Origin of the sequence: Aidingimonas halophila (genome assembly GCF_900106955.1) — a bacterium.
GTDB lineage: Bacteria > Pseudomonadota > Gammaproteobacteria > Pseudomonadales > Halomonadaceae > Aidingimonas > Aidingimonas halophila.
This window is the reverse complement of the sequence record NZ_FNNI01000004.1, coordinates 354,704-381,421: the sequence shown is the minus strand read 5'-3', so window position 1 is coordinate 381,421 and position 26,718 is coordinate 354,704. Positions and strand designations below refer to the sequence as shown.

Annotated in this window: 26 protein-coding genes; 13 read left to right on the top strand and 13 right to left on the bottom strand. The window is 61.1% G+C overall.

Going from position 1 to position 26,718, the window contains the following annotated elements; translation table 11 throughout:
• Positions 1–121 precede the first annotated feature (121 nt).
• Entirely contained in the window at positions 122–742 is a 621-nt protein-coding gene (locus tag BLW01_RS10030; RefSeq protein ID WP_092569361.1) for a phosphoadenosine phosphosulfate reductase domain-containing protein, read from the top strand.
• Between the two features lie 101 nt (positions 743–843).
• Here BLW01_RS10030 and cysB read toward each other — a convergent pair whose 3' ends face one another.
• The gene (gene cysB, locus BLW01_RS10025; RefSeq protein WP_092569360.1) at positions 844–1,815 is read right to left on the bottom strand and encodes an HTH-type transcriptional regulator CysB; all 972 of its coding nucleotides are present in this window, start codon (positions 1,813–1,815) and stop codon (positions 844–846) included.
• Between the two features lie 285 nt (positions 1,816–2,100).
• Between cysB and trxA the strand changes: the two genes are divergently transcribed.
• On the top strand, positions 2,101–2,424 hold the full coding sequence (gene trxA, locus BLW01_RS10020) for a thioredoxin (protein WP_092569359.1): 324 nt from the start codon (positions 2,101–2,103) through the stop codon (positions 2,422–2,424).
• A gap of 57 nt (positions 2,425–2,481) precedes the next feature.
• On the opposite strand, the gene BLW01_RS10015 is transcribed toward trxA, so the two are convergent.
• Positions 2,482–3,570, bottom strand: coding sequence for an AI-2E family transporter (locus tag BLW01_RS10015; protein WP_092569358.1), 1,089 nt, complete (start codon positions 3,568–3,570; stop codon positions 2,482–2,484).
• A 128-nt stretch (positions 3,571–3,698) separates the two neighbouring features.
• On the opposite strand from BLW01_RS10015, the gene BLW01_RS10010 reads away from it, so the two are divergent.
• Positions 3,699–4,493, top strand: coding sequence for an SIMPL domain-containing protein (locus BLW01_RS10010; protein WP_229806359.1), 795 nt, complete (start codon positions 3,699–3,701; stop codon positions 4,491–4,493).
• 18 nt (positions 4,494–4,511) lie between these two features.
• On the top strand, positions 4,512–5,237 hold the full coding sequence (locus BLW01_RS10005) for an RNA methyltransferase (RefSeq protein WP_092569357.1): 726 nt from the start codon (positions 4,512–4,514) through the stop codon (positions 5,235–5,237).
• 219 nt (positions 5,238–5,456) lie between these two features.
• Here BLW01_RS10005 and lhpI read toward each other — a convergent pair whose 3' ends face one another.
• From lhpI to BLW01_RS09965, 8 genes are all read right to left on the bottom strand, one after another.
• Positions 5,457–6,413 carry a bifunctional Delta(1)-pyrroline-2-carboxylate/Delta(1)-piperideine-2-carboxylate reductase gene (lhpI, locus tag BLW01_RS10000; RefSeq protein WP_092569356.1) on the bottom strand — a complete coding sequence of 319 codons (957 nt, stop codon included), beginning with the start codon at positions 6,411–6,413 and terminating at the stop codon, positions 5,457–5,459.
• Positions 6,414–6,429: 16 nt separating this feature from the next.
• Entirely contained in the window at positions 6,430–7,737 is a 1,308-nt protein-coding gene (locus BLW01_RS09995) for an NAD(P)/FAD-dependent oxidoreductase (RefSeq protein ID WP_092569355.1), read from the bottom strand.
• Positions 7,734–9,227: a Na+/H+ antiporter NhaC gene (gene nhaC, locus BLW01_RS09990; RefSeq protein ID WP_092569354.1), complete on the bottom strand. Its 1,494-nt coding sequence runs from the start codon at positions 9,225–9,227 to the stop codon at positions 7,734–7,736. Before nhaC ends, BLW01_RS09995 begins: the two co-directional genes overlap by 4 nt.
• A 168-nt stretch (positions 9,228–9,395) precedes the next feature.
• Positions 9,396–10,178, bottom strand: a complete 783-nt coding sequence (locus tag BLW01_RS09985; protein ID WP_092569353.1) for a helix-turn-helix transcriptional regulator — start codon at positions 10,176–10,178, stop codon at positions 9,396–9,398.
• Between the two features lie 75 nt (positions 10,179–10,253).
• On the bottom strand, positions 10,254–10,517 hold the full coding sequence (locus tag BLW01_RS09980; RefSeq protein ID WP_092569352.1) for a hypothetical protein: 264 nt from the start codon (positions 10,515–10,517) through the stop codon (positions 10,254–10,256).
• A 206-nt stretch (positions 10,518–10,723) separates the two neighbouring features.
• Complete coding sequence (locus tag BLW01_RS09975) at positions 10,724–11,251, bottom strand: ankyrin repeat domain-containing protein (RefSeq protein WP_092569351.1); 528 nt, start codon at positions 11,249–11,251, stop codon at positions 10,724–10,726.
• Positions 11,202–11,906 (bottom strand): class I SAM-dependent methyltransferase, encoded by a 705-nt coding sequence (locus BLW01_RS09970; RefSeq protein WP_092569350.1) that lies wholly within the window; start codon positions 11,904–11,906, stop codon positions 11,202–11,204. Before BLW01_RS09970 ends, BLW01_RS09975 begins: the two co-directional genes overlap by 50 nt.
• A gap of 15 nt (positions 11,907–11,921) precedes the next feature.
• Positions 11,922–12,812: a helix-turn-helix transcriptional regulator gene (locus BLW01_RS09965; protein ID WP_092569349.1), complete on the bottom strand. Its 891-nt coding sequence runs from the start codon at positions 12,810–12,812 to the stop codon at positions 11,922–11,924.
• 95 nt (positions 12,813–12,907) lie between these two features.
• Here BLW01_RS09965 and BLW01_RS09960 point away from each other — a divergent pair, with 95 nt between their 5' ends.
• The 5 genes from BLW01_RS09960 (at position 12,908) to BLW01_RS09940 (ending at position 18,387) form a co-directional block, all read left to right on the top strand.
• Complete coding sequence (locus BLW01_RS09960; RefSeq protein ID WP_092569348.1) at positions 12,908–13,612, top strand: ABC transporter permease; 705 nt, start codon at positions 12,908–12,910, stop codon at positions 13,610–13,612.
• Complete coding sequence (locus BLW01_RS09955; protein ID WP_092569347.1) at positions 13,609–14,340, top strand: ATP-binding cassette domain-containing protein; 732 nt, start codon at positions 13,609–13,611, stop codon at positions 14,338–14,340. The genes BLW01_RS09960 and BLW01_RS09955 overlap by 4 nt, the downstream gene beginning before the upstream one ends.
• Before the next feature lie 42 nt (positions 14,341–14,382).
• Positions 14,383–15,210, top strand: coding sequence for an ABC transporter substrate-binding protein (locus BLW01_RS09950; RefSeq protein WP_092569346.1), 828 nt, complete (start codon positions 14,383–14,385; stop codon positions 15,208–15,210).
• A 370-nt stretch (positions 15,211–15,580) separates the two neighbouring features.
• Positions 15,581–16,936 carry an 8-oxoguanine deaminase gene (locus tag BLW01_RS09945; protein WP_092569392.1) on the top strand — a complete coding sequence of 452 codons (1,356 nt, stop codon included), beginning with the start codon at positions 15,581–15,583 and terminating at the stop codon, positions 16,934–16,936.
• A 92-nt stretch (positions 16,937–17,028) separates the two neighbouring features.
• A complete protein-coding gene (locus BLW01_RS09940; protein WP_229806358.1) occupies positions 17,029–18,387 on the top strand; it encodes a uracil-xanthine permease family protein in 1,359 nt (452 codons plus the stop codon).
• 77 nt (positions 18,388–18,464) lie between these two features.
• On the opposite strand, the gene BLW01_RS09935 is transcribed toward BLW01_RS09940, so the two are convergent.
• From BLW01_RS09935 to BLW01_RS09925, 3 genes are all read right to left on the bottom strand, one after another.
• Complete coding sequence (locus tag BLW01_RS09935; RefSeq protein WP_092569345.1) at positions 18,465–19,250, bottom strand: DUF2182 domain-containing protein; 786 nt, start codon at positions 19,248–19,250, stop codon at positions 18,465–18,467.
• The gene (locus BLW01_RS09930) at positions 19,247–19,876 is read right to left on the bottom strand and encodes a DUF1326 domain-containing protein (RefSeq protein WP_092569344.1); all 630 of its coding nucleotides are present in this window, start codon (positions 19,874–19,876) and stop codon (positions 19,247–19,249) included. The genes BLW01_RS09935 and BLW01_RS09930 overlap by 4 nt, the downstream gene beginning before the upstream one ends.
• Positions 19,877–20,033: 157 nt before the next feature.
• Positions 20,034–20,612: a TetR/AcrR family transcriptional regulator gene (locus BLW01_RS09925; RefSeq protein WP_092569343.1), complete on the bottom strand. Its 579-nt coding sequence runs from the start codon at positions 20,610–20,612 to the stop codon at positions 20,034–20,036.
• A 166-nt stretch (positions 20,613–20,778) separates the two neighbouring features.
• Here BLW01_RS09925 and BLW01_RS09920 point away from each other — a divergent pair, with 166 nt between their 5' ends.
• The 4 genes from BLW01_RS09920 (at position 20,779) to BLW01_RS09905 (ending at position 26,670) form a co-directional block, all read left to right on the top strand.
• Positions 20,779–21,948, top strand: coding sequence for an isovaleryl-CoA dehydrogenase (locus BLW01_RS09920; RefSeq protein WP_092569342.1), 1,170 nt, complete (start codon positions 20,779–20,781; stop codon positions 21,946–21,948).
• Between the two features lie 159 nt (positions 21,949–22,107).
• Complete coding sequence (locus tag BLW01_RS09915; RefSeq protein WP_092569341.1) at positions 22,108–23,715, top strand: carboxyl transferase domain-containing protein; 1,608 nt, start codon at positions 22,108–22,110, stop codon at positions 23,713–23,715.
• A 61-nt stretch (positions 23,716–23,776) separates the two neighbouring features.
• Positions 23,777–24,598 carry an enoyl-CoA hydratase-related protein gene (locus BLW01_RS09910; RefSeq protein ID WP_092569340.1) on the top strand — a complete coding sequence of 274 codons (822 nt, stop codon included), beginning with the start codon at positions 23,777–23,779 and terminating at the stop codon, positions 24,596–24,598.
• Positions 24,598–26,670, top strand: a complete 2,073-nt coding sequence (locus tag BLW01_RS09905; RefSeq protein WP_092569339.1) for an acetyl/propionyl/methylcrotonyl-CoA carboxylase subunit alpha — start codon at positions 24,598–24,600, stop codon at positions 26,668–26,670. The genes BLW01_RS09910 and BLW01_RS09905 overlap by 1 nt, the downstream gene beginning before the upstream one ends.
• Positions 26,671–26,718: the final 48 nt, after the last annotated feature.

Sequence of the window (26,718 nt, the reverse complement as noted above, 5' to 3'; positions counted from 1 at the left end):
GTTGAAATCATTTAGCTATATAAGAACCGAACCAATCGATATTGGGTGAGAGTCTCCAGGTTTTGGTAATGTTGGAACCATTCTAGGGGTAACCCGACCCCGTCAGCTATTGGAGGCACACATGGAATTCGATATCGATACCATTAACCGGGACCTGGGGAGCGATCCCGAAGCCTTGACACGCTGGGCATTGGGGCTCGGCAAACATGCAATCTGCACGACCAATTTTCGCCCATTCGAGGCCGTGATTCTTCACATGGCGACTCAGGTGAAACCTGACATCCCGGTGGTCTGGATGGATTCCGGATACAATACCGAAGCGACCTACCGCTTTGCCGAAGAGGTGGCACAACGACTCAGCTTGAATCTGACCATCTACCACCCTCGTCGCTCCCGGGCACATCGCGAAGCCGTCGACGGCCCGGTACCGGATATCGATGATCCACGCCATGCCGCCTTCACGGAAGAGGTCAAACTCGAACCGTTCCAGCGGGCGCTGCATGAAATGGCACCGGAAATCTGGCTGACGGCATTACGTGCCGAAGACACGACACAGCGGGCCGAGATGCAACCGGTGTCGATCAACGCTGACGGAATCATCAAAGTTGCACCGGTACTGTACTGGACAGCCAAGGACATGTACCAATATCTGCAGAAGCACGACTTGCCTAACAACTTCGATTACTTCGATCCCACCAAGGTGGAAGACAAACGAGAGTGCGGCCTTCACCTGCAGCACTAAGCCTGCTCGGCGGAACCTCTCACTAACGGTCGCTCGCACCCGTCACCTTGCCCCGGTCACTGTCATGGCCGGGGCAAGGCCGTTCTGTACACGCCACCCGATTACCGTTCAGGCAACTCGATCCGGCCGAACAACGCTTGCTCATTACGTGGCCCGGCTTCCAGGGCGGCATCCACGGTATCCCGATCAAGATGATCGGCAAAGTTCTGAAGGAAGTCGTACATATAACCGCGCATGAAGGTACCGCGGCGAATACCGATCTTGGTCGTCGAACTCGCAAAGAGATGACTGGCATCCAATGCCACCAGATCATTATCCAATTCCGGATCGTATGCCATATGAGCCACGATCCCCACCCCCATGCCAAGGCGGACATAGGTCTTGATGACATCAGCATCAGCAGCCGTCAGGACAACATTGGGAACGAGGTCCCTGGAGCGAAACGCGTCATCAAGCTGAGAGCGGCCGGTAAAACCGAAGACATACGTCACCAACGGATACTCTGCCAACGTTTCCAACGTCAATTCGTCACTCTGGGCCAGCGGGTGATCCTGGGGAACCAGGATGCATCGATTCCAGCGATAGCAAGGCAGCAGAATCAGGTCACTGAACAATTCCAGTGATTCAGTGCAAATGGCAAAATCGGCTGATCCCTCACTGACCATTTGGGCAATCTGCTTGGGCGTCCCCTGCTGCATGTGCAGCGCAACATCCGGATATTTCTCCCGAAAGGCGCGGATGACCGGGGGCAAGGCGTAACGTGCCTGGGTATGCGTCGTGGCGACCGATAGGCTGCCTCGGCGTTCATCACTGTGTTCCTGGGCAACCTGCTTGATATTCTCGGTAGTCCGCAACACTTGTCCAGCCAACTCGATGATCGCCTGACCCGCGGGGGTGACACGCGTCAGATGCTTTCCACTGCGGGCAAAAATCTCGACCCCCAACTCATCTTCCAGCAGGCGGATCTGCTTGGAAATCCCCGGCTGAGAGGTGTATAGGTTCTGTGCCGTCGCAGACACATTGAGATTATGCCGCGTCACTTCCCAGATATAACGCAGCTGTTGCAGCTTCATATCTGCCATCTCCACTATTGTCGTGTCATATCCTCTCGAGCATCGACGACTCGACGCCCTTTCATGCCCAGAGGCAATATGGATTTTGCGTTGCAATTACTTTATAGCATATTGGCATGGTAAAATAAGGGGAACCGCCCATCTCTTGTACTCCCCCTGCATAGTGTCTATCTATCGGAAAGATAACGCCGGGGGGAATTGCCAGAGGCGCCGGCGACCGATAACATCACCCGACTACGCCGTAACAAGCTCGCTTGAAGAAGCGCAATGCAACTGGAGAATCACATGGCCAACAACGTCGATGTCACCACCGCTAACTTCGAGCAGGAAGTTCTTAAAGCTGACAAGCCGGTCCTATTGAAGTTCTGGGCACCGTGGTGCGGCCCTTGCAAGATGATGGCTCCCGTGGTCGATGAAATCGCCGACGAGCGCGAAGACAATCTCAAGGTGGTCAGCATCAACGTCGACGATGCCCCGGAAATTGCCGCCGAGCATGGTGTACGTGGTGTACCGACCGTCATGCTTTTCAAATCCGGCGCCAAGGTCGCTTCACTGGTCGGCGCCCAGTCCAAGACGCAACTGGCCCAGTTCATCGAGCAGAACGACTGATTACTGGGTATACCCGTTCGACTTGACTTCGCCCCGGCATCGACCGGGGCGAATCTATCATGACTGCTGCTCACTTTGCCCCTCTTCCTCCTGCATGCGTTCCTCACGTTCGCCGGCAGGTCCCAACAGACGGGCTATCCAGCGGGTTTCCGGATGGCTCTCGAGGGCAATCTTCAAGGTCATGGTCAGCAACACTGACAGCAACATGCCCACCGTTCCGAAAATCCATCCCCAGACGACTAGCGACAGGAACGCCACGAATGTCGACAGTCCCAGGGCACGCCCCATCATGCGCGGCTCGATCAGATTCCCCATGACCAGATTGATGACCAGATAGGCCCCTGCCAGGATTGCCGCCTGAAGCACGCCACCGCCTGGCGTGACCAACAGCAGAATGACGGGAGGAATGGCAGCAAGCACGGAGCCAATATTTGGAATGAAGTTCAAGCCAAATGCCATGGTGGCCCATAACAGTGGAAAGTCCACATTCAGCACCATGCAGGCAATCCAGACCAGCGCCCCGGTAATCAGACTGACAACCGTCTTGACCGCCAGATATCGCTTGAGCGTCAGGCTGAACTGCTGAAAGCCTCGCAGGCTGGGTCCCGGATCCCGCAGGGCCTGCGATACCTTATCCCGGAAATTCAGTGTTTCGAACAACATGAAAATGACCAGCAGCGCCACCACGACACTCTGTATCAACATATTGCCCAGTTCACTCAGGAAGGTTGGTACCAATTGGGTCGCTTGGGTGGGGTCGACCCATTCGCTGAACTGTTCCGGACTGATCGAGACACCATGCTGTGCCAGCCAACGCAGCAGGTTCAGGTAGAACGCATTGAGTTCCTCTTCCAAGGTCGGCAGCGCATCGGTGAAGGTGGTGAAACTGCTGGCCAACAGCAGCCCCAACAGGCTGATCAATATCCCCAGCACCAACAGTGTGACCCATACTGACAAACGCAGACTGAGACCGCACCGGTGCAGCCAATGAACGGGGGAGGTGCACACCACCGCAATGAACAGCGCCAGCAGTAACGGAACCAGTAGACTGGCACCGGCTCGCATCCCTCCGACGATGATGACCAGCGCTGCCAACGCCAGCAGCAGATTCAGGGGGATGGTACGTGTCGACTCATTGGAGATCATGAAAGCCTTCCTGGCAGAGTATCAAAGAGTAATAATGGCCTTTGGTAACAGGATACGCATTCCGGGACATTGACGTGAACGTCTCCGGGCAAGTAAAACACATGGGTTCTCGGCATGGAGGCATTACCATGACATGTATTCGAATGACACGCACCCGCCAGACGCCACATCGGGGATGGATTCCAATGGTTCTGGCCTTACTGAGTCTCTGCTCCTCGCCAGCCATCGCTGAGGAGACACCCCCCAACACCCTCGATGTCCAGGCCCAAGCAACAACCACCGTCACACCGGATATCGCCACACTGAACGCGCGACTCTGGGAGCGCACCGAAGCCATCGAGGTTGAAGACGATCGCCAGAGCGATCCCGAAGCCTTGAAAGAGGCGCGTCAGCGCCTTGAAAAACGGACCGGTGAACTGATTCGGGCACTGGAAAAGACCGGTCTGGAACGTGACGACATCACTGCCGGTTCGCTCAACATCCATCCTGAACGCATTCAGCCCACTTCAGGGAACGACGATGAACCGCCCCTGGTCCGCACGCAGTTGGAGCGGCCCATCACATTGGATATCGATGACCTCGAGGCGCTCCCCACTCTGCTGGACGCACTGACCGAAGTCGGCGTCAATGCCCTCGATGGCATCCAATATGATCTCGACGACCGTGATGCCGCCACCGAGGAGGCATTGACCAAAGCACTTGAAAAAGCGCGGCACAAGGCCGAGTTGATGGCCGATACCCTCGATGTGGAATTGGGCTCGGTCCTCAGCGTGCAGGAAACTCAAGCCCCGGCATTTGCCCCACGGCGAATGTCTCTACAGGCTGATGCCATGGAGAGCCAGAGTGGCGGCGAACCGGAATATCGCCCCGGCACCATCAGTATCGACGCCGGCGTTCAGGTCCGCTGGGAAATCACCGACTAACAGCCAACACGGGTCTTCATGCTCTCGAATATTCGCATCGTCCTCGTCCAGACGTTTCATCCCGGCAATATCGGGCAGGCGGCCAGGGCCATGAAAACCATGGGCCTCACCGACCTGGTTCTGGTCACCCCACGCCGCTTTCCGGACCATGAAGCGGATCGGCTGGCGGCCGGTGCGGAAGACGTCGTGGCTGATGCCCGTGTCGTCGACACGCTCTCGGAAGCCGTCTCGGATTGTGTACAAGTCGTAGGCGCCAGCGCACGATTGAGGAGCCAACCACTTCCTCACTACGACGAACCCGACGTCATGGCTCAGACACTCGTGGAACTCGCCGCGGAGGATCCGGTGGCCCTCGTGTTTGGTCGTGAGCGTTTCGGACTGACCAATGACGAGATCCAATGCTGTAGCCATCAAGTCAGCATACCGGCCAATCCGGACTACGGTATTCTCAATCTGTCCCAGGCCGTCCAGGTACTCGCCTATGAAGTATTCCGCGCCTGGCGCCAACGGCCCGATAGCGGCTATCAAACGCCCCGTCCCTCGACAGGCCCATTACCGACCCGCCAACAACTCGACTACTTTCACGCTCATCTAAGCCGAGTCATGCACGCCTCAGGGTTCCTGACACAGCCCCATGCCCGCACCGAGCAGCAGCTTCAGGCGCTTTTCAACCGTGCTCAACCCAATCGCAAGGAACTGTCGTTGCTGCGCGGTCTACTGAACTCGCTGGAAGAATCGCTGTGAATACGTATTGACCGGGATGGTGTGTCGCCAAACTGTCATATCGGCGGAGTAAGCTTCCCACAAAGACAAAGGATACTGTCGTTAAGCGCGTCACGGACGCAGGCGTGCAGGAGGCACCCAAGGAGTGGCCCGGCGGGCCAAGGTAGCGGGATAGCTACCTCAGGAGGAATGGCATCGCGCCACGGGCATTCCCGTGGCGCTTTTCTTGCTGTGCGCCCATCACTTTTCGTCGCCCCCCTTCTCGACGTCGAGTTGCTCCCAGACTTCGACGGCCGCCGCCAGATCTTCGAGCGAGGCGCCCACGGACTTGAACAGCGTCATCGATTCGGGAGAACGCCGGCCGACCTTCTCTCTCAGAAGCAACTCGCCGAGATCAGCGCAAATAGCGTCGAACCGAAATGCGCCGGACTCAATCGCCTGCAGAATGTCGCCCGCTTCCCCTTTCGCCCCGGCATAGGTGTCGACGAACACATCACAGCGTGTCAGACACGCATCATCCGTCTCCCGCATCGTGGGACGAAAGGCGCCGACCAGATCCAAGTGCACCCCCGGCTTCAGCCATGCCCCCTTGATCAACGGCTCGGTCGACAGCGTTGCGCAACTGACGATATCCGCCTCGCCGACGGCCTTCTCGAGATCATCCACCGCATCACAATCAAACCGGTCGGCATAGTCAGCCGCCAATTGCTGCGCCTTGTCGGCATTGCGCCCCCAGATGCGTACCTTCTCGACGCGGCGAACGGCTGCATGGGCCTCGATCAGCATCGGTGCCAACCTGCCGGTCCCCACGACCAGCAACGACCCGGCATCGTCACGTGCCAGCTCCCGGGCGGCAAGCGCCGAGGCGGCCGCTGTCCGGCGCCGCGTCAGCTCACTCCCATCGATACAGGCCAACGGCTGTCCATGATCCCCTTCACTGAGGAGATAGACACCGGAGATGGCCGGTAGCCCGTACGCCGCATTCTGAGGAAACGCGTTGACCATCTTCACGCCGATATAACCCGCCGGCTGCCAGGCCGGCATCAGCAGCATGGTAGCCTCCCCATCGGGGCGATGCATGGCATGATGGTGCCGTGGCGGCGCCTCGACTCCCTCCCGGAACGCTTGCCCGATTCGATCGACCAAGGCAGGCCACTGCAGTGATGCCGCCACCTCGTCACCCGTGATCATGCGCATATCAACATCTCCTTTTTCATTTGGCCGTATCATCCTCTCGGGAATGGGCCAGCGAAGAGAGGTGGGACGTTGCACGGAACCGCGTGACCCGAAACGGCGCCAGACACTCGGCAAACGTCCCGTAGACGATGGCATCCGCCAGCCACTCCGCACTGACTGCCGCCTGAGTCAATCCCAAGTGCTGATGCCCGAACGCCATGAAGACATTCGGTTTCGACGGGTGTCGATCCAGCACCGGTAATGAGTCCGGCAAGGTCGGCCGGTACCCCATCCAGGTCCGTGGCGAATCGGCAAAACCGTCGGGACCATCGAGCAGCACCCGCAAATGTATCTGCAAGGACGCGAAACGCGACTGTCTGGGAGGCATGTCCAACCCTCCGATCTCGCTGAAGCCGACGATACGCAAGCCACTGTGAAGCGGAGAAAGCACACAATGGCGCTCGGCGGACTCCAGGGAATGCGGCAAGAGATCGCGAGCCTCCGGCAACGTCAGGTGATATCCCCGTTCGGTCTCCAAGGGCACATCGAGCCCCAGATCAGCACACAAACGGTGGCTGTAGGCACCTGCTGCGATCACCACCTGACGGGTGACGATCGTATTGCGCTCCCCTTGCAATACTGCCTGCTGGCCATCGGATTGCACATGCGTTATGCCCTGCTGAGACCACTGGCCGCCCCGGGCCACGAACGCATCGAACAGACGCCGACAAAGCACGGCCGGGTCCGTTATCTTGGCAGTCTGAGAAAACCATAGCCCCTGCGAGACACGTGACGACAGTGCGGGAATACGCTCACGCACCGCCGCTTCCGACTGCCACTCCGCATGAATACCGTAGCGGGCCAGATGGTCGGCAAGACGGCGCGGTCCGGCAGTGGATGCTGACTCCCACACCAGCAAATGACCAGCGTTCCTCAACGCGCCGGCAGCGCCGATATCCGTCAAGCAACGCCGCCATGCTTCAACGGCCTGGCTATTCAGCGATACCAGCGCCTGGCGACCTCGTTCCACTCGGCTCGGCGATGCCGACAGGGCGAAGCGCATCAACCAGGGAGCCGCCTTCGGCAAGTACTGCATGGGCAACTTCAAGGCACCGTGCCGCTTGAATAATTGCCCCGGCACCGAACGGAGCGTCTCCAGCGTCGATAGGGGGTCGATCGTTTCGGTCGCGATATAACCCGCATTGCCCGAAGACGTTCCCGTACCGGCTCGCTGCCTGTCGATCAGCAGCACCTGCTTGCCGAGACGCTGCAGTCGCAGCGCCATGCAAAGCCCAACAACCCCGGCACCGACCACCGTGACCTGCTGGGAAGTGTCATCAGTCATTCGCGTTGTGGATCCTGTAGAAATTCCGCCTCGCCAGTCTCCTGGAACCCCGGCTCCGGTTCGACATCATCCGTCTCGGCACGGGCCGAGAACCAGCCCAACTGCGCATACAGGATGCCGATCAACGGCGATAGCCAACAACCGAACGCCAAGGGAATATACAGCAAATCCGTCAGGTCGCCCGATGACATCGACAGACCCAATGCCCCGATGACAAAGGCGCCACCGGCATTCCAGGGCACCAGCGGCGATACCAGGGTTCCGCCTTCCTCCACGGCACGCGCCAGATTCAGGCGACTGTAACCGAAGCGATCGTAGGCCGGCCCGTACATCCGCCCCGGCAAGGCGATGGAAAGATAGACATCACCGGACACCACATTGGTCGTGATCGACGTCAGAATGGCGCCTGTCTGCAAGCCCCGGAACCCCTTGATCAACGAGAGAATCGATTCGACCACCGCTTCCAGGCAGCGGGTCCGCTCAAGCGCGCCCCCGAACGCCAGCGCAAACATCATCAGCGTCACCACCCAGGTCATCGAGGTCACACCGCCCCGATTGAGCAGGCTATCGAGTGCTTCATTGTCGACGCCAATGCTGAATCCGGCATGCGCGAAGGTCAGCACATCGTGAAACGACGCCCCTTGGGTCGCCATTGCCACCAGACCGCCGGCGACCGCTCCAGTAAACAGAGCAGGAATCGGTGCCACTTTGCGAAACGCCAGCCCGATTACCAGCAGCAAGGGAAGCAGTTGCCAGATCCCCATGGAAAAATTCGCCGCCAAACCGGACTGGATGGCCTCGATACGCGCCAGTTGGTCGCTGCCGCCGCTCTCGGCGCCCCCGACGAAGGTGTAGATCGCCAGGGCGATCAGCATGGCGGGCACCGTCGTCGGCATCATGTAACGGATGTGATCGAAGATATTGGTTTCGGTCACGGCCGGAGTGAGGTTGGTCGTATCCGAGAGCGGCGAAATCTTGTCGCCAAAGAACGCACCGGATACCACGGCCCCTGCCGTCCAGTAGATAGGCACGCCAAAGGCATCACCGATGCCGACCAGAGCCAGACCCACGGTACCGACCGTCGTCCAGGACGAACCTATGCTGAGCGATACCAGTGAGCAGATCAGCATGGCCGCCGCCAGGAACCAGCCAGGATCGACGATCTGAAGGCCGTAATAGATCAACATGGGTACCGTTCCGCTGGACAGCCAGACGCCGACCAGCATGCCCACGATAATCAGGGTCGCAATGGAGGGCATGGCCACATGCAGAACGTGGAAAGCCCCCTTCTCGATATCCTTCCAGCGGTACCCCTGGAACCAGCCCACGATCGCGGTGATACCAAAGCCCATCGCCAGCGGGATATGGGGGGTAAAATCGCCGTAATAGAAGATCTGTAATGCCAGGAGAGCGATCGTCGAAACGATCGGAATCAACGCCACGGATAGGCGCGGCGCTGGAATCGGCGGTGTTGTATAAGCCTCTTTCATGAGACACCTCGTCGCCAGGAATTGTTGGATTTCAGGTCGCGAGGGAGCGTTGGCAGACACCGAATGACGGTGCTGTCATGCCAGCGACGACCCAGCATACGATGGCGACAAGCGATTCACTTGGCTTGAACTCAGAGGAATTTGCCCGAAACTCAGCACTCGATGGGATCAGTCATCGCGCTGCTCGATGAACGTCTGGCGTCGATGCACGGAAGGGGCCTTCCCGTAGGCACGTCGATAGGCCCGGGAAAAACTGCCCTGATCATGAAAGCCGACACGTTGAGCAATGTCACCAAGAGGGAGTCGGCTGTCCTGTATCAACCGGGCGGCATGAGCCAGGCGACGTTGCTGCACATACGCCATCGGCGTCATGCCGAACAGATCTCGAAAGCGCGTATGAAAATGACCGGGACTCAGGGCACATAGCGAAGCCAGCGTCTCTACCTCGATCGGTTCATCTCGGTGACTGTCGATGTAGTCGTCAAGGCGCTCCTTGTGGATACGCCGCTCACATGAGGAAACAGGCGCAATCGATTGATCGTACAAGGCAAGATACAGCGACCTGAACAGCAGTGTGCCGATATCACCATGCAGACCCGGCTGCATGTCGATCTGCGGAACCAGACCGTTGGTCAGGGATTGCAACGAATCCGGCACGGCGAAGAAACGCGGTCGATCGAACAAGCGGCGCACTTCGTCGGCACAGGAGAGCGAGTCGAGATGCGACAAGGGGATATCGACCACCAGCGTCCGGTTACGGCCATCCCCCTGATACTCATGGTGACATGTGGCAGGAATCAGGCAGCCACGAGCCCGTGTAATGCGCTCGCCCTGGCCTTCCAGACTCAATTCGGTCTCCCCCGACGTCGCCAGTATCAACTGGTGATGTCGGTGAGAATGGGCAACGACCTGTGGTGACAGCGTACGGGTACGCAGGTGAAAGACTGACATAACGAGAGACTTTTCCTGCTATCATGACGCTGCCACCATACGCCTACCCGTTCACGTTGCCAATCACCAGGAGAATCAGCAACGCCCCTGTTTCGCCAGTCCCGGCGGGCAGAAGCCGCGTCCATGACCGCCATGGGAACGACGATGGCGACGATCCCGGTCATAGTGGCGATCATGTCGATGATCGCGGTCATGGTAATGCCGTTTGCCATCGAACTCGATCAGTGGCTCCGAGCGTATTTCGCCCGGTTGGAAGCGTGCCGGTTGATAACTGCACCCCGCCACCAGCAACATGGCAGCGAGCGACGGGATGACAGTCAAACGCAGGGAGCATTTCATGGTCACAAACCTCTAGCGGTTGCTGATTACATATGATCCCTACCAGTTCCCCTGATGGTTCGCTATAGCATCGACGGGCTATGCGAACACTGTTTTATAACAGCCTACCACCAACGAAAGCTGCCAACACGCAAAAAATATGAAAATCGAGGCATGGCGTTGCCGATCAACGTACCGGGATCGACATCGGGATCGAGCAACGTCGATCACTGATCCAAGCGACGCTGGGCATCCACCGCCCCCATCGCCTTGGCCAGCGACAGTGCCGTCATGCCATCGGCATCCTCTCTTGCCGGGTCCGCACCATGCGCCAGCAAGGTATCGAGTACGTCGACCTGGTTGAACATGGCAGCCATCATCAATGCCGTCTTGCCATCATTCGCCGCACCTTCGACACTAGCACCGTGTGCCAGCAGCAGTTCCACCATCGTTCGGTCCCCCTTGAATGAGGCACCGGCAATCGGTGACTGACCGCTGTCATTGCGCTGGTCCGGATCGGCACCACGGGCGAGCAATGCATGGGCCGTCGCCTTGTGCCCATGGTAACTGGCGATCATCAACAGGCTCTCCCCCTGTGTCGTCGCCATATTGGGAGACAAGTCTTGATCGAGCCATGCTTCCAGTGATTCGACATCTCCCTGGCGAGCCATGTCGAAAACGGCGTTGACGGGTACCGTCGTCTCCTCATCCATGGCAGGTGTCGTGGTGGAAGCCCGGTTGTACTCGTTCGACATCGGTCTGTTCCTCTGCGTTGGGCAGATGGCCGGATACCGTCATCAAGCCCCACAGCCAACTGATCTTGTAGCGGTCGGCGTTTACATTCGCAAAGCCGGCCTCGATAAGCAATTCACGGCATTCATCGCTACGATAGATTCGATAATGACCGTCATCGAACCAGCGTAGAAACAGATCACACAACCGGCATGTCAGGAAATCGTCGCACCAGTCGACGATCACCACTCGGCCTCCGGGCTTGAGCACCCGTCGCATCTCTCCCAGTGCAGGCAGGGGGTGGCGCACATAATGGAAGGCGCTGGTGGACACGACGGCATCCTGGCTGGCATCGGGAAGCGGCAACCGCTCGGCAGTCGCGGCAATCAGGGACACATCGTCACCGACGTGCTCACGCGCCACGGCCAGCATCTCACTGGACAGATCGATGCCGGTCAGCCGGGCCGTCGGGACCTGTTGCGACAACATCGCCAGCAGGGCACCGGTGCCGCAGCCGACATCCACCAATGTTTCATCGGGTTGCAGCGCCAGGCGGGCCGCAGCACGATCGACCGAGGCCCTTACATAACCTTGCCAGCGACGGTCATATACCGGCGCCAGACGAGCATATTCCTGTTTCAATGGCGCATAATCATGCCGACGCGTCTGACGCCTCATAACCCACTCCCCCACTCACGCGTTGTATCCCACCTGGCCACAACGGGACAGATCATATCCCCCCAACGTTTCGGCACGTTCTCGAAACCGCTCGTTGTTCACGAACGTCATGAGGCGTTGCACGGCGGGCTCGAAAAAACTTCGACGCCGCATCGCCAGATCGAAGCGTTCCAGGTGCAGCGGCACGAATGCCAGGCCATGACGCTGCGCCACTGCTTTCACACCCAGCCCGACATCGGCACTGCCTTCACGCACCGCCAGAGCCAGATCATCCTCACTGAGAGACACATGGTCGGCCAGGTGCAGACAGGCATGATCGATGTTCGCGCGCGCCAGCAGATAGCGCAATAACCGCTCGGCACCGGCATCGGGCTGACGATGCGCGACACGCAGGCCATTTCTCGTCAGACAGTCGATACCCGTCACCTCTAAGGGGTTGCCAGCGGGCAGGATCAATCCCTGACAACGATACGCCCAGTGCAGGATGACCAGATCTTTCATACCGAGCAGCCCCAGCGCCTCCGGCCTGTTATAGGCACCGGTTTCGGCATCGATAAGATGAATCCCTGCCAGCATGGCCTCATCGTCGCGCACGCGGCGAACGCCATCGCCACTACCATGACATAGCGTCGCCAACTGCGACTGCGATTCGCGCAGCGCCCACTCCAGCAACGGATCGTGACTGCCCGCCACGATGGGAGGAATATCGCGCCCTGCCTGCTGATCACCGACCAGATGATTCATTAGCCACAAGTCGAGCGACTGGCGAGGAAAAAGCAGCTTCCCCGTCGCTTTGGTGCAAGGGATCTGTCCCTGCCGAACCAGATCGTAGACCTTGCGCTCCTTGAGCCGCAGATAATCGGCCGCCTCGGTCGTCGTCAAATAGTCGTAGTCGAAGTGTTTCACACGTCTATTGCTGTTTATCACTGCATATATTTCAACGCTGACTGCATATCACGACAATAACGCATCATGATGCACCCAACCACCTGGAGTCGCGCATGCTGTCGGAAGATAACGCCTTCATCACTGCCCTGCAGTTGATCCTGAGTCTCGACCAAACGCTGGTCGGGATCGTCAGCCTATCGATGCAAGTTTCGCTGACGGCGGTCCTCATTGCCAGCGTACTGGGACTGCCACTAGGGGCGGCCGTGGCATTATGGCGTTTTCCCGGGCGGGGGCTCGTCATCGTCGTGCTCAATGCATTCATGGGGCTTCCCCCGGTCGTGGCGGGGCTGGTCGTCTACCTGCTGCTATCTCGTGCCGGTCCGCTGGGCGAGTTGGGCCTGTTGTTCACTCCATCGGCCATGGTGATCGCCCAGGTGCTTCTGATCCTGCCGATCATCGCCGCACTCACCCGGCAACATACCGAAGAGCGCTGGGAAGAGTATCGTGAGCAACTGACGTCGTTTCGCGTCAGCCGTCTTCGCTCCATCCCCACTCTGCTATGGGATGCCCGTTTTGCCCTCATGACCGTGATCCTGGCGGGCTTCGGCCGGGCGAGTGCCGAAGTCGGAGCCGTCATGATCGTCGGCGGCAATATCGATGGCGTCACCCGTGTGATGACAACGGCCATCGTGCTGGAAACCAACAAGGGAGACCTTCCCTTGGCTCTGGGTCTCGGTTTGATCCTGTTGCTCCTGGTGGCCCTGATCAACGCCGGTGCCTTCCTGATCAGTGAAGAAGCCAAGAGGCGCCTGGGATGAACGACATGCACGCTGCCTCGACTTCGGCCCCATTACTCACTCTGGACAAGGTGACCTTCCGCCATCGCGGGCAAACTCTGCTGCAGAACATCTCGCTGACCCTGTCAAGTCAGGGCAGCACGATCGTCATGGGCCCCAACGGCGCCGGCAAGAGCCTGCTGATGCGGATCTGTCATGGTTTGCTGACACCTACCAGCGGCCGTCTCCATTGGCACGATACCGGCGGCCGCCCCCCTCGCCAGGCCATGGTCTTCCAGCGCCCCGTCATGCTGCGCCGCTCCGCCATTGCCAACGTGACCTACGCCCTGGCGGTACAAGGCACATGTTGGCGTGATCGCAAGCCACTAGCCCGGGAAGCGTTGGAACGCTTCGGACTGACCGACGTAGCGCACCGTCCCGCCCGGGTGTTGTCCGGCGGCGAACAGCAACGCCTGGCCCTGGCGCGTGCCTGGGCCCTGCGACCGGCGGTCCTGTTTCTCGATGAGCCGACCTCGGCGCTTGACCCGGCCGCCATCAAGGCCGTGGAAGATGCCGTCACCGATTTCGGCCGGGTCGGCACCCGGATCATCATGAACACCCATGACATCAGCCAGGCCAAGCGGCTCGGTGACGACGTCCTGTTCCTCTGCCAGGGACGTGTCGTCGAGCACAACAATGCCGAATCGTTCTTTCTGGCTCCACGCACCCGTGACGCGTCGGCCTTCGTTCGCGGCGAGCTGGTGTGGTGACGCCCTCGTCGTTTTCCGCCATCAATAGAAGGACCATCAACAATGACCACCGGAAGACTCCTCAGCGCACTCACTGGACTAGGGCTTGCCCTTGCCGTCACGACCCAGGCTTCGGCCAATGAGGAGGAACAATTCATCACCCTGGCATCCACCACCTCGACCGAACAATCCGGTCTGTTCGAGGCCATCCTTCCGCAATTCGAGGAAAAGACCGGTATCGAAGTGCGTGTCGTCGCCGTCGGGACCGGGCAGGCGTTCGAACTGGCACGCCGGGGTGATGCCGATAGCCTTCTCGTTCATGACACGACCGGAGAGAAAGCATTCGTCGAAGAGGGCTATGCCACTGAACGGCAACCCGTGATGTACAACGACTTCGTCCTGATTGGACCCGCCGACGATCCGGCCGACATCGCCAATGCCGAGAGTGTCGAAGACGCCTTTTCGCGGATCGCCGATACCGAAGCGCCGTTCGCTTCGCGCGGCGATGACAGCGGCACCAACCGCGCCGAATTGCGTCTCTGGGAGGCAGCGGGTGTCGAGCCCGGCGGTGAATGGTATCGCGAACTCGGCAGCGGCATGGGGCCGACCCTGAATACGGCCGCCGGCATGGATGCCTACGTGATGTCCGACCGCGCCACTTGGGTCGCCTTCGATAATCGCCAGGACCTCGATATTCTGTTCGACGGTGACGAAGCGCTGTTCAACCAGTACGGCAGCCTGCTTCTAAGCGAAGAACGCCACCCGGATCTCAAACACGACCTGGCGCAACAGTGGCATGAGTGGCTGATTTCCGAAGCGGGTCAACAAGCCATCGCCGAGTATGAACTCGACGGTGAGCAACTGTTCTTTCCCAACGCGGACGCCGACTGACTCGCCTCTATCCCGTCACGACAGCATGACGCCCCATCTGGCGCCGAATCGGTCACGCCGGTTCGGCACCTTGTATTTGCCATCCTGATGTTATCTATTCGCGCATCCGATACGCATGCAATGCCTTGTCATGGCATCATTTTCCCCATCGGCTCGGAGTGACGTCGCAAAGTGTTGTCCGCTTTTGGTTGACAGCTGACGTCACCATCACCGAGTTTTAGTATACAAATACAGTACACAATAAAGAATTCACCACACATCTCCGGCAACATAACAAGGCACCTGAACCAGGCGTGAGACACTCGCTGGGTAACCCTTCCACACTGAGTTGGGGATGCGTGCCAATCAACATGCCGAGGAGAGTCGCCACATGACCGACAACGCTGACACACTCTGGATACGCCACCCTCTGGCCTGCGCCGACCCGGACGCTGCGGGCGGCATCGTCATCCAGGGCAACCGTATCATCGAACGAATACCGGCAGGGGGCCAACCCACCCGGCCCGCGGACCACGTCTTCGACGCCTCGCGTCATGTGCTGCTACCCGGTCTGGTCAACACGCACCACCATTTCTACCAGACCCTGACCCGCGCCTACTCACCGGCACTGAACAAAGCACTGTTTCCCTGGCTGACCAGCCTGTATGACGTCTGGGCCAATCTCGACGAAACACAACTGGCGATCGCCAGCGAACTGGCCATGGTCGAACTGCTGATGTCCGGCTGCACCACCGTCGCGGATCATCACTACATCTTTTCCGGCGCGCTGCGCCACGCCATCGATGTGCAGGTCGATACTGCCCGGCGACTGGGCGTTCGCGCCTCGCTGACCCGAGGCTCGATGAGTCTCGGCCGGGATGAGGGCGGACTACCGCCTCAAGCCGTCGTGCAGGATGAAACGACCATACTCGATGATAGCCGTCGTCTGATCGAGCAATACCACGAGCGTGGTGACAACGCGATGATCACCATCGCCCTGGCGCCCTGCTCGCCTTTCTCGGTGAGCCGAGAACTGATGCGGGAAAGCTCGCGACTGGCACGGGATCTCGGCGTAAGGCTGCACACTCACTTGGCTGAAACCGCTGACGAGACCGATTTCTGCCTACGCCAGTACGGTATGCGTCCACTCGACTATCTGGAAGACATCGGCTGGCTCGATGACCGCACCTGGCTCGCGCACGGCATCCATTTCAACAAGGATGAAGTACAACGGCTCGGCCGGGCCGGGACCGGCATCGCCCACTGTCCTTCCTCGAACATGGTGCTGGGCTCCGGCATGTGCCGTACGCTGGACCTGGAAGCCGCCGGCGCGCCGGTCGGACTGGCCGTCGACGGATCATCATCAAACGATCACTCCAACCTGGCCGAGGAGATGCGTCAGGGGCTGCTGCTCGGCCGACTGCGTTACGAACCCGGCGAGATCACACACGACACGGTGATTCGCTGGGCCACTCAGGGCTCGGCCCGCTGCCTGGGTCGCAGCGACATCGGCGGTTTGCATCCCGGCCAGCAGGCAGATCTCGCCCTGTTCACGCTGGATGAACTGCGCTTCTCCGGCGCCGAAAACCCGCTGGCGGCGCTGCTGCTATGCGGGGCGCACCGAGCCGATCGCGTCATGGTCAGCGGCGACTGGCGCGTGGTCGACGGCCTACCGTGCGATGTCGATCTCGATGACCTGAGATCCCGTCACGACCAGGCCGCCAGACGGCTACGACAACAGTTATAGGCACGGCAAAAGGCCACCATGCCATTGCCGTGAACTTGCGAGGCACTTCGACAGCAACGACGTTCGACAACAACAACGTGGAGACGAATCCAATGCCCACTGAGTCCACTTCCTCCGACGCAATGGCAACCCCCAATGACAACCCGATACGCAGTACCCACGATGTCAATGCGAGACCTCCGTTGGGGCGGGCCATACCACTTGGCCTGCAACACGTGCTGGCGATGTTCGTCAGTAACGTCACCGTGCCGATCATCATCGCCGGTGCCGCCGATCTCTCCGATGCACAAACGACCCTGATGATCCAGGCCGCCATGTTCGTGGCCGGGGTTGCCACACTGGTGCAATCGCTCGGCCTGGGTCCCATCGGTGCCCGACTGCCGATCGTCATGGGCACCAGTTTCGGCTTCGTGCCGGTGCTGATCCCCATCGCCGTGGGCATGGGCGTACCGGCCGCACTGGGCGCCGCACTATGTGGCGGTGTCGCCATGGCCCTGGTGGGGCTGTTCCTGCCCTGGCTGCGTTTCCTGTTTCCTCCTGTCGTCACCGGCACCTTCGTCATCATGATCGGGACCCTACTGATGCCGGTCGGCTTCGCCTATGCCGGTGGCGGTTTCGGCGCCGATGATTTCGGCTCGCCGCACCATCTGCTGCTGGCCGCGCTGGTGCTGGTCGTTACCGTCGGCATGCATCAGTTCGGACGTGGAATCTGGTCGGAAATCTCGCCGCTGGCCGGCCTGGTCACCGGCTTCATTGCCGCGGTCGCCTTCGGTTACGTCGACTTTTCCAGTGTCGGCGATGCCGACTGGTTCTCACTGCCCACGCCCTTCGCCATCGGGGTGGAATTCCATCTCGCCGCCATCGTACCGGTCGTGTTGCTGGCCGTGGTGACCTGTGCGGAATCGATCGGCGACATCGTCGGTACCACTGTCGGTGGCGCCAACCGTGAACCGACACAGAAGGAACTCTCCGGCGGCGTCATGGCCGACGGCCTGGCTAGTGTCTTTGCCGCCATCTTCAACGCCTATCCGCAGATCAGTTTCAGCCAGAACGTGGGGATCGTCGCCTTGACCGGCGTCATCAGCCGTTTCGTCGTCGCCATCGGCGGTGGCTTCCTGGTCATCGCCGGCCTGCTGCCCAAACTCGGCGGACTGGTCTCGAGCATCCCCAACTCGGTGCTCGGCGGTGCCGTACTGATCATGTTCGGCATGATCGCAAGCGCCGGTATCAAGATGCTCAGCGGTATCGACTTCAACAAGCGCAACATGCTGATCATCGCCCTGTCGTTGGCCGCCGCCATCGGCCTGCCTGCTCAGGAAGGGCTCTACGAGAACCTGTCGGACAACGTCCAGGGCATCATCGAATCCGGCCTGATACCGGGCGCCCTGGTGGCTATCATCCTCAACCTCATACTGCCCCGCTCGGAGCAACCAATGCGCGACGACGTCTGATTCGCGCCCCGCTCTACACGTAAAAAGACGCCTCGATCACCACCGGTCGAGGCGTCTTCGTTTGTCGTCACATGTCGTCAATGGGCCGGCAACAGATTCGGCATCCAGGCCGGATCGGCAATGACGAGCATACCGATGAGCATCAGTGCGGCACCCGATGAACGCGCGACGCGACGTCCGTGGCGCCCCACCTTTTCATAGAGCATCAACAGGGCCAATGGCGCCATCCACAGCAGATTGGCGATGCCGACGATGAACATCACCACCATCAACGCCCAGCAGCAGCCGAGACAGAACAGGCCGTGGCGCAGCCCGAGCGAGAAGGCTCCCGACACCCCCTGCCGATAATGATTGATCAAGAAAGAGCGCGGCTGACGACACTTATCCAGGCATCGCTCCTTGAGTTCGGAGAACTGGAAGGTACCGGCCATCACCAGGATCGGACCGGCAACCCATTCCGGTCGGTGCATCAACCAGTGCCACCGCTGTATCATGCTATCCAACAGCGCATCACCCACCAACGCCGCCAACCCGAAGAGCGTCCAGACCACCAGGTAGCCGCCCAGGAAACCCGCTCGCGCCAGGCCGGGATGACGTTGCACACCGGCCACCTGACGGAACAACCCGATCATCGGTAACGCCGTGGGCAACATCATGGCGGCAATGTGTATCTGCCAGGCCAGCAGAAACAGTGCCAGACTGAACCATGGACTGACCCCATCGACCATCAACCGATGATGATGCACCCACTGTACGGAACCGGTCAGTTCAGCACCGATGGCCAGCGACCACGCCAGCACGATGGCCAGCAGCAGCACCGGCGCGCCCCGCCAGGCAGCGCGTTCCGCAACGGCCGTGTTCATGGCTGATGCTCCATCCGCCAGGCCGTCTGCATGGTATTGCGCCCTTCGAACGACCAGCTCATGTCGTACTGTGGCAGGTTGACCTGATAACGCCGGGACTTGCCGATATAGGCCGGCTCACCCTTGATTGTCGTAAAGGCACTGTCGTGAATCGTTGCCGTTGTGCCATCCGGCGAAGACTGGATCGGCATCAGTTCCGCCTCGACCATTCCCTTGGCCTGCAGCCGCCCTTGTGCCTGATGCGTGTCATACTCGATCGGTACTCGTTCGACGGCAACCAGCTCACCGATCAACCCCGCCAGATCGGCCAGCGGGCCGCCCAGCTTGCCACCGAAGGCCTCCATCAACGCCTCGTGCTGCGCATCATCGGCCTTGTCATCGATCAGCACCACCGAGCGCCAGCCGCCCGCCAGGGCATTGCCCGGGATATACGCGACATTCATCAGTGTCAGGCCGGATATATCCACGCCGTGCGCATGGCCGCTATCGAGATGGAACGCGATCACGCCGAAGCATTCATTGCCATCCGGGTCTTCGCCGATGAAACAGGGGCAGGGAACCTCACAGGAACAGATTTCGAGCATCGTGCCTTCAAGCCGATAGCCCGGTCCGGTTGTTGTTGTCATGTTACACCTCCGCCTACATCAGGATGTCATGGCTCCCCTCGGCATCACGGCAGGTCCGCGAGAATGGACGCCCCGCAATGCCTCGGGCACATCTCGCTCCCGAACCGCCGTTGGCGGTTACCTCCCTGGCAACCCGCTCTCGCCCCGACGTGATGCATCAGGCGCAGGTCGCCGCTGCAAAATAGAAATCCAGCATGCGGTCCAGCGGTGCCGGATCTCGCTTCAACCGGCTGCGGAGGGCCGCTCCCTCCCAACAGTTCAGCAACAGATTGGCCATTTCCCTGGGATCGGAGTCCGGTGGAATCTCCCCCTGTTGGCGGGCCTCCTCCAGACACGTCGCGATACCCTCTATCACCACGGAAAAGCACCACTCGATCTTCTCCGCAAAGACGGGATTGACTCCGGACAGCTCCTGACCGAGCCCACCGAGCATGCACCCGAGGTACCCATCCTCGCGATATTTGTCGCGTGACAGCTCGAAGAATCGACGGGCACGATCCAGCGGCGGCAAGGAGCGATCACCCACGGAGGCACCTAAGCCCTGATGCACCGTTTCCATGTAGCGATCGATCACCTGCAGCGCGAAGTCTTCCTTGCTTCGGAAATGGTGATAGAACGATCCCTTGGGCGTCTGTGTCGCTTCCAGCAGCGCCATGATGCCGAGATCGTTGTATCCGTGCTGCAGCAGCATGTTCAGCCCCGTATCGAGGAGACGTTCGCGTGTCGTACCTGTCATGGCCACTCCATTACTAGACAAACCGGTCTATTCTCAACTGTAGGCCACTCCCGACGTCTGTCAAAGAAGCAACTCCGCATATATCGACACCCCAAAGTTGCACTTTACGTTAACGTCAAACGATCCTAGCCTAGGCACATAGCCCCGATACGGATGGGAGCACGCCATGCACACGCCCTACCGGCCCCTCGACTTCGGCCTCGACGACGAACTGAACATGCTGCGCGATCAGGTCAACGCCTTCGCCCGTGACGAGATCGCCCCACGCGCCGCGGAGATCGACGCGCAGAACGACTTCCCCGGCGACCTGTGGCGCAAGTTCGGCGACATGGGGCTGCTCGGCATCACTGCGCCTGAGGCATACGGCGGTAGCGGCATGGGTTATCTCGCCCACTGCATCGCCATGGAGGAGATCTCGCGCGCCAGCGCCTCGGTCGGGCTCTCCTATGGCGCCCACGCCAACCTGTGCGTCAATCAGATCACCCTCAACGGCACCACCGAGCAGAAGGCCAAGTACCTGCCCAAGCTGATCAGCGGCGAACACGTGGGGGCGCTGGCGATGTCCGAGCCGGGCGCCGGGTCCGACGTGGTCTCCATGAAGCTCAAGGCCGAGAAGCGCGGCGACCGCTATATCCTCAACGGCAACAAGATGTGGATCACCAACGGCCCCGATGCCGACGTGCTGGTGGTCTACGCCAAGACCGACCCGGACGCCGGCTCCAAAGGAATCACCGCGTTCATCGTCGAGCGCGATTTCCCCGGCTTCGCCACCGCCCAGAAGCTCGACAAGCTCGGTATGCGCGGCTCCAACACCTGCGAACTGGTGTTTCAGGACTGCGAGGTGCCGGAAGCGAACGTGCTCGGCGAGGTCAACGAAGGTGTGCGCGTACTGATGAGCGGGCTCGACTACGAACGTACCGTGCTGGCCGCCGGTCCCATCGGCATCATGCAGGCGGCCATGGACGTGGTAGTGCCCTACCTCCACGAGCGCAAGCAGTTCGGTCAGGCGATCGGCGAGTTCCAACTGGTGCAGGGCAAGGTCGCCGACATGGTGACGACCCTGAACGCCTGTCGCGCCTATCTCTACGCCGTCGCCGGTGCCTGCGACCGTGGCAAGGCATTGAGGAAGGACGCCGCCGGCGTGATCCTCTATTGCGCCGAAAACGCCACCCGGGTTGCATTGGACGCCATCCAGCTTCTCGGCGGCAACGGCTACATCAACGACTACCCCACCGGTCGCCTGCTGCGCGACGCCAAGCTCTACGAGATCGGCGCCGGCACCAGCGAGATACGGCGGATGTTGATCGGCCGCGAGGTCTTCGATGAATCCACCTGACCAAGAGGCGGGCTCGCGCCCCGCATCGCGGTTGAAACCGCTCCCACGACACCAACATCGAGCAAGCCATTGTAGGAGCGACTTTAGTCGCGATGCCGGCCGTGAGGCCGGCCCATCCGCCTTCGCGATCAACACATCGCCCACCAGCGAGGAACCGTGATGGCCATCCTGCACACCCAGATCAACGCCCGCAGCGACACCTTCCAGGCCAATGATGCCGCGATGCGCGCCGAGGTCCTCAGGCTGCGTGAGTTGGCGGCAGAGATCAGCCAGGGCGGTGGCGAGGCACTGCGCGCGCGTCACGAGAGCCGCGGCAAGCTGTTCGTGCGCGACCGCATCGACCATCTGCTCGACGAGGGATCGCCCTTTCTCGAATTCTCGGCACTGGCCGCGTATCAAGTCTACGACAGCCCTGTCCCCGCCGCGGGCATCGTCACCGGCATCGGTCGCGTCGCCGGCGTCGAGTGCGTGATCGTCGCCAACGACGCCACCGTCAAGGGCGGCACCTACTTCCCGCTGACGGTGAAGAAGCACCTGCGCGCCCAGGAGATCGCCCGCAGGCACCGTCTACCATGTATCTACCTGGTCGATTCCGGCGGTGCTCACCTGCCCCACCAGGACGAGGTCTTCCCCGATCGCGACCATTTCGGGCGCATCTTCTACAACCAGGCCACGCTCTCCGCCGAAGGCGTCCCGCAGATCGCCGTGGTGATGGGCTCCTGCACCGCCGGCGGTGCCTACGTCCCGGCCATGGCCGACGAGTCGATCATCGTCAAGCAGCAAGGGACGATCTTTCTCGGCGGGCCGCCGCTGGTCAAGGCCGCCACCGGCGAGACGATCAGCGCCGAAGCCCTGGGTGGCGCGGACGTCCATACCCGCATCAGCGGCGTCGTCGATCACTACGCCGAGAATGACGCCCACGCCCTGCAACTGGCGCGGCGTTGCGTCGCCCGGCTCAACTGGCAGAAGCGTGGTCGGCTCGAGAGGCAAGAGCCCAGGCCCCCGCGCCTCGATCCCGACGAACTCTACGGCATCGTCGGCACCGATCTGCGCAAACCCTTCGACGTTCGCGAAATCATCGGCCGCCTGGTAGACGACTCCGACTTCGACGAGTTCAAGCGCTACTACGGCGACACCCTGGTCACCGGCTTCGCCCACCTGCACGGCTACCCGATCGGCATCGTTGGCAACAACGGCGTGCTGTTCTCCGAATCCGCCCTGAAAGGTGCCCACTTCATCGAACTGTGCGCCCAACGCGGGATTCCGCTACTTTTCCTGCAGAACATCACCGGTTTCATGGTCGGCTCCAGGTACGAACACGAAGGCATCGCCAAGCACGGCGCCAAACTCGTCACCGCCGTGGCCTGTGCCCGGGTGCCCAAATTCACCGTATTGATCGGCGGTAGCTTCGGCGCCGGCAACTACGGCATGTGCGGCCGCGCCTTCGAGCCCAACCTGCTGTTCATGTGGCCCAATGCGCGCATCTCGGTGATGGGCGGCGAACAGGCCGCCAACGTGCTCGCCCAGGTCAAGCGCGAGCAGTACGAACGCGACGGCCACGAATGGAGTGCGAAAGAGGAAGACGCCTTCAAGCAACCGACAAGGGATGCCTACGAACACCAGGGGCACCCCACCTACGCCAGCGCCAGGCTATGGGACGACGGCGTCATCGACCCGCTGCAGACCCGCGACGTGCTGGGACTGGCCCTAGCCGCCGCGATGAACGCCGAGATCGACGAAACCCGATTCGGCGTGTTCAGGATGTAATCCCCACGCCAGAGACAACGTGTCGGAACGGTGGGGCTCGTACACGAGATGGAGAACCGATATGCCCGATACCACGCGTTTTACCCACCTGGACATCGACGCCCGCGGGGTCGCCTGGCTGACACTCGACCGGCCGGAGGTGCACAACGCCTTCGATGATCACTTGATCGCCGAACTCAATCATCATCTCGATCAACTGGCGGCGGCTGCCGAACGCAACGAGGTGCGGGCGCTGGTGTTGTCGTCGACCGGCAAGCACTTCTCCGCCGGTGCCGATCTCGGCTGGATGCAACGCATGGTCGAGTACAGCTTCGATGACAACCTCGCCGATTCCCGCGAACTCGCCCGCATGATGCACGCGCTGGACACACTCCCCTGTCCTACGGTCTGCCGTGTACAGGGTGCGACCTTCGGCGGCGCCGTCGGGTTGGTGGCCTGCTGCGATATCGCCATCGCTTCCGAACAGGCGACCTTCTGTCTCTCGGAGGTCCGGATCGGGCTCTCCCCGGCAGTCGTCAGCCCTTACGTACAGCGCGCCATCGGCATGCGTCAGATGCGCCGCTATGCCCTGACCTCCGAGGTCATCAAGGTCGGCATGGCGCTGGAACTGGGATTGATCCACCGGGTGGAAGCCCACGACGACCTCGACAATGCCGTGGACGCCATGCTCGATACGCTGCTCGAGGCCTCGCCCCAGGCGCAACGCGCCACCAAGATCCTGCTTGAACACGTCGCCGGCGACGCCAGCATGGAAACCGCCCGGGAGCACTGCTGCCGCGTCATCAGCCAGCTTCGCGTCAGCAACGAGGGGCAGGAAGGCATGGCCGCCTTCTTCGAAAAACGCACCCCTAACTGGCCATCTCCCGACGGGACATCATCGTGATGGTAGAGCGACACCGTTTCGACACACTGCTGATCGCCAACCGCGGTGAAATCGCCTGCCGCATCATGCGTACCGCCCGGCGCATGGGCCTGCGCAGCGTGGCCGTCTACTCCGATGCCGACGCCCATGCCAAGCATGTTCGCGAGGCCGACGAAGCCGTACGCATCGGCCCCGCCGCCGCCCGCGACAGCTACCTCGATCAGCATGCCGTGCTCGAAGCCGCCCGACGCAGCGGCGCCCAGGCCATCCACCCCGGCTACGGCTTTCTTGCCGAGAATGCCGACTTCGTCGATGCGTGCGCCCGTGCCGGCGTCACCTTCATCGGCCCGCCCGCCTCGGCGATTGCCGCCATGGGCGACAAGTCCGCCGCCAAGGCCCGCATGGCCAACGCCGGTGTGCCGCTGGTGCCCGGCTATCACGGCGACGACCAGGACAACCAGCGCCTGCAGGCCGAAGCCGACAGGATCGGCTACCCGGTACTGCTCAAGGCCAGCGCCGGCGGGGGCGGCAAGGGCATGCGCGTGGTGGCATCCGCCGCCGAATTCCAGGCGGCGCTGGACGGCTGCCGCCGCGAATCCCGGGCCGCCTTCGGCGACGACCGCATGCTGATCGAGAAGTACCTGACTCGGCCGCGCCATGTCGAAGTCCAGGTGTTCTGCGACAGCCACGGCAATGGCGTCTACCTGTTCGAACGCGACTGCTCGGTGCAGCGCCGCCACCAGAAAGTGCTGGAAGAGGCACCCGCCCCCGGCATGACGCCCGAGTTGCGCCACGCAATGGGCGAAGCCGCCGTGCGTGCCGCCAAGGAAATCGGCTACATCGGCGCCGGCACCGTCGAGTTCCTGTTGGACTTTTCACAAGGTCAGAATGGCAGCTTCTACTTCATGGAGATGAACACCCGCCTGCAGGTGGAGCACCCGGTCACCGAAATGATCACCGGTCAGGACCTGGTGGAGTGGCAACTTCGCGTCGCCATGGGCGAACCGCTGCCGCTGGCGCAACACGAACTGACCCTCACCGGCCACAGTATTGAAGCGCGCCTCTACGCCGAAGACCCGGCCAATGACTTCCTGCCCGCCACCGGCACGCTGGAACGCTTCGCCCTCGACCGGGACGGCGCCGGTCTCGACCCATCCCGCGTGCGCCTCGACAGCGGCGTGGATAGCGGCGATGCCGTCTCCATGCACTACGACCCCATGCTCGCCAAACTGATCGTGTACGGCAACGACCGCCCCCAGGCGCTCGCCACGCTCACCCGGTCACTCGCGGCACTCGACATACGCGGTGTCACCACCAACCGGGACTTCCTGCAACGGCTGGTCGGGCACCCCGCCTTCCAGCAGGCGCAACTCGATACCCGCTTCATCGAGCACCATCACGACGCGCTCTTCGCCCCCCACCGCTACCGTAGCGACGACTACGCCGCGGCTGCCCTGGTCGCGCTCGATCGACTCGGCAACGAACGCGCAAGCGACTCCCCCTGGGACCGCCACGACGGCTTCCGGCTCAACGCCCCGTACCGGATACGCATTGCCCTCTGCGATCCCGCCCACAGCCAGGATGCCGACGACGCCCAAACCATCGTCACCGTCGACGGCCATCGCGACAATGCACACGAGCCCTGGACGCTCCGCATCGGCGACGAGACACTCACCGGCGAACGGCAACGCCTGAGCGGCGACGCCATCGCCGTCATCCTCGACGGCCATCGCCGCCGCCTGCAGGCACGGCTCATCCCTTGTCAGGCCAGCCACCTCATCGAACTCGCCGACGCCAACGGCATCGCCCGACTCTACTGGCGCCGCCTCGACGCCATCGACCACGGCCACCGCGAAGCGGAATCGACCCTCACCGCCCCCATGCACGGCACCGTCGTCGCGCTACTCATCGACCCCGGCACACCGGTCGAAAAAGGCATCCCCTTGATGGTGATGGAAGCCATGAAAATGGAACACACCCTCACCGCCCCCGCCGACGGCCAGGTCATCAGTTATCATTTCCAGGCAGGCGACACGGTCGGCCAGGGCGACGTACTACTCGAATTCGCAGCGGCAGGACAGGCAGGGGAATGAGGCGGCCAGGAAGTCACTGTGTACTTGTTGCAACCATGAGCGTACTAT